Source organism: Marisediminitalea alba, assembly GCF_002993365.1.
GTDB lineage: Bacteria > Pseudomonadota > Gammaproteobacteria > Enterobacterales > Alteromonadaceae > Alteromonas > Alteromonas alba.
This window is the reverse complement of sequence record NZ_PVNP01000019.1, coordinates 1-3453: the sequence shown is the minus strand read 5'-3', so window position 1 is coordinate 3453 and position 3453 is coordinate 1. Positions and strand designations below refer to the sequence as shown.

The 3453-nt window shown below is 44.9% G+C and carries 5 protein-coding genes; 3 read left to right on the top strand and 2 right to left on the bottom strand.

All coding sequences use genetic code 11. From position 1 onward, the window contains the following. Nucleotides 1-789 (bottom strand): IS5 family transposase (locus tag C6Y40_RS02985; protein ID WP_105933276.1); only part of this gene is annotated, 789 nt, incomplete at its 3' end. Between the two features lie 8 nt (nt 790-797). On the opposite strand from C6Y40_RS02985, the gene C6Y40_RS02980 reads away from it, so the two are divergent. The 3 genes from C6Y40_RS02980 (at nt 798) to C6Y40_RS02970 (ending at nt 1923) form a co-directional block, all read left to right on the top strand. Beyond that, nucleotides 798-1220, top strand: coding sequence for a S41 family peptidase (locus C6Y40_RS02980; RefSeq protein WP_240621831.1), 423 nt, complete (start codon nt 798-800; stop codon nt 1218-1220). 184 nt (nt 1221-1404) lie between these two features. Beyond that, the gene (locus C6Y40_RS02975; RefSeq protein ID WP_013783722.1) at nt 1405-1623 is read left to right on the top strand and encodes an addiction module protein; all 219 of its coding nucleotides are present in this window, start codon (nt 1405-1407) and stop codon (nt 1621-1623) included. Between the two features lie 3 nt (nt 1624-1626). Beyond that, nucleotides 1627-1923, top strand: coding sequence for a type II toxin-antitoxin system RelE/ParE family toxin (locus tag C6Y40_RS02970; protein ID WP_105933275.1), 297 nt, complete (start codon nt 1627-1629; stop codon nt 1921-1923). A gap of 818 nt (nt 1924-2741) precedes the next feature. On the opposite strand, the gene C6Y40_RS02965 is transcribed toward C6Y40_RS02970, so the two are convergent. Then, nucleotides 2742-3452, bottom strand: coding sequence for an IS5 family transposase (locus tag C6Y40_RS02965; RefSeq protein WP_170308393.1), 711 nt, complete (start codon nt 3450-3452; stop codon nt 2742-2744). Between the last annotated feature and the right edge of the window lies 1 nt (nt 3453).

Sequence of the window (3453 nt, the reverse complement as noted above, 5' to 3'; positions counted from 1 at the left end):
GTTAATGGCCGTTTTGTTTTTGCGAGGATGCTTTTTCAGTGCCCGGACTTTTCCGGGGCGTTCGGCAATCAGCCATTCCACATTTGTATCTTGCAACTCTTCCCGTTTCTCTGCTCCCTGATAACCGGCATCGCCGGAAGCGAATTCTTCTTCGCCATGCAACAGGTTTTTCAACTGATTCAGGTCATGCTCATTGGCGGCGGTGGTTACCAATGTATGGGTGAGACCGCTCTTGGCATCCACACCAATATGGGCTTTCATGCCGAAATGCCATTCATTACCTTTCTTGGTCTGATGCATCTCCGGGTCACGTTCATTCTTTTTGTTTTTAGTGGAGCTGGGCGCTTCAATAATCGTCGCATCCACCAATGTGCCCTGCGTCATCATCACACCGCAGTCCGAAAGCCATTGGTTGACCGTTTTGAACAATTTGCGAGTCAGCTTGTGCTTTTCCAGCAAGTGCCGGAAGTTCATAATGGTAGTGCGGTCTGGAATGGCTTTATCCAATGACAGTTGCGCAAACTGGCGCATCGAAGCAATTTCATATAACGCATCTTCCATTGCCTCATCACCAAGGCTATACCATTGCTGCATACAGTGAATGCGAAACATGGTCTCGAGCGCATACGGACGTCTGCCATTGCCTGCTTTAGGATAAAAGGGTTCAATCACTTCCAGCAGTTGAGACCACGGCAGCAGGTTATCCATTCTGGATAAGAATATCTCTTTACGGGTCTGACGGCGCTTACTGGAAAACTCGCTGTCAGCAAAGGTTAACTGGTGACTCATGAGCGGTAATGTTTGTGATTTACTATGCAGCTATGATCTCACATCGGGGACTTATTCGCATCTTCCTTAGCAGCCTTCAAAAAATTATAATTTCACCATCAAAATTTGTTAACTATACGGGAGACATAGTTGTTTTAACTAGCCAGCAAACACCTAGTGCGGCTGAAGTATTTCTTTTAGGTTTACAAGCAAGAGGCAATGTTACTTTTATTGGCGAAAGAAGTTACGGAGCTTTTAGCGATGCGTTAGCAAAGGCTTTGCCTAATGGTTGGGGGATCACATTATCAAATGAAAGGTATCTCAATTCTCAAGGGAAAAATTATGAAAACATTGGATTGCCTGTAGATCATGAATTTGTATTTCTTAATGTGAACAATATTGAAAGCGGAATAGATGTGCAGCTTAACGAAGCAGTTAAATCTTTTAGATAGGTGCATTCAGCGTATAACAAGTCATTCAAAAGGACAAAAAACAGTTGGTTTTTGCTCCTTCGTCGCTTATTTTAACCAACTATTTTTAGCCTCTTAATGAGGCGTTAGCCGCTACTTGTAAATCCAGCCTTTCACTTCTCTCTTTTAGTGGTAATATCAAATTATACTCAATGGGAGTTATTTTATGTCTGATGCATTAAAAGTGATGCTTGAAAATATCGAGCAACTCAGTACTAAAGAGAAAGCCCTTGCTGCCCACTGTCTTTTAACGGCTATGGATACTAAGATTGATAGCGATGTGGAATCTGAGTGGGTAAAACTTGCAGAAGCTCGCAGCGCAGAGCTAGAGTCTGGTGCGGTAAAAAGCATTAGTTGGGAAGAGATAGAAAAGGATCTTAATTAAAAGATGCTGCCTGTTTCCTTTCACCCAGAGGTTAAAAGGGAAATAAAAGAGTCGTTTGATTGGTATCAAGAACAGTCACTGGGGTTGGGTCACGAATTTACCCAAGAACTCAAGGAAGCCATCGATTCAGTTAGCTCTTTGCCATCGGCATGGACAAAAATGGGGCAAACTCATCGACGCTTTGTCTTAAGCAGGTTCCCATACTCTATTATTTATAAAATTATCGAAAACAGGGAAATTAGTGTGGTAGCTATTATGCACAACCACCGAAAACCAGGGTATTGGCACGAACGCGGCTAATCGGGTAGCCGGAGGTATCTAGCCTCCAGCCCCCACAACACCCTGCATGCGGCTCCGCACAGGGCGTTTCCCAAAAGTTTTCAAAATAGGCTGGCCGATTAGCTCCAACTTATCCCAATGCTGGTTTCTGCTTTTGCGCCAACGCTCCTAAGCCCGGTCGGGCATGAAGACGTTGAGCTGCACAGGCTCCTCACTGACCTTTAGGTTCAGGCCTTCACCGTGTCCCATCCATTACGATGGGTGTTTGGCTACTATGCCGTCTGCTGACTTCTGCTTAATCATCAACAAAGTTTCCTCTATTGACGCTGTCGGTTTTCATCGTATTCGCTCTTTCCAGTTGATGGAGCTGAAAAGCCAAGGCACTTGTATACCAGAGCCTGACTGGTTAGTTACCTACCGCTTGTTAAGCAGATCTCCCCAGATAAGGACATGAACTGTCTCTGCACTGCTGCATCATTTACGGTGGCCGTTAGATCACATGGTTTCGTCGTCTTGTGCCGACTCACCTTCAGCCTACGCCTCATATGATATTCTTGTTCATCAGCTCGCAGATTTGCTAGCGGCTTCCTCCAGACAAATCCTCGCGGATTTGCCCTTGCCATTCGCTAGTAGTTATCATCTAATAGCAATATAAATCGCTAAGGATGGTGACCTTCCTACAGAGGACTTTCACCTCATTAGTTCATGCCCATGCTGGGCGTACACAAAACGCTCAAGCCACTCCCTCCGGTCGCTGGGACGCTAACATGTGGGCTGACTCACTTCGTTCGGATTATAGCCCACACGCTAGAGGCTGTTGATCTTTGAACATTATTTGTTCAGCAGTACATTGGTAGCCACATCATCATGAATGCCAATGCGACTGTACTGCTATAGTTTCGAGCTAGCTTGTCGTATCTTGTTGATATTGCCCGGTACCTTTTTATCCTCAAAAACGCGTTTTCAACAAGATGCCTATATCGATACAGGCACCAGTCCATATCGTCATTACCTAATTTGTTATTTCGTTTGCGTGGAATATTGGCATCTGCTCCACTTTCTTCTACGTAAGCTCTAAAAGCTTCACTGTCATAGCCTTTATCAGCACAAACAATATCGGCTTGTGGGGAGTTTATTATCAGACTTTGTGCATGTACGATGTCGTTCACTTGACCACCGGATAGTTCAAAATAAACGGGCAGGCCACCGCTATCTACCGCAAGGTGAATTTTCGTTGAGTTACCACCTCGACTTTTTCCGATGGCCTCATCTTGTTTACCCGCTGCACCGCTACTATCCTGATGCGCTTTAACTATACTACCATCAAGAAACAACCATTCTGGGTCACCCTCGGAGGCTAAGCTTTCAAATAACTTTTGCAATATGCCTTTCTTCGACCATAAATTAAATCGTCGGTAGACCGTATTCCAGAGACCAAATTCAGATGGCAAATCCCGCCACTGAATGCCGGTACGCATTCGGTAAAGTATGCCCTCCAGGGTATTTCGGTGCTCATATTTGTTATAGACTCTGCCACTCTCCTTTAGCAGT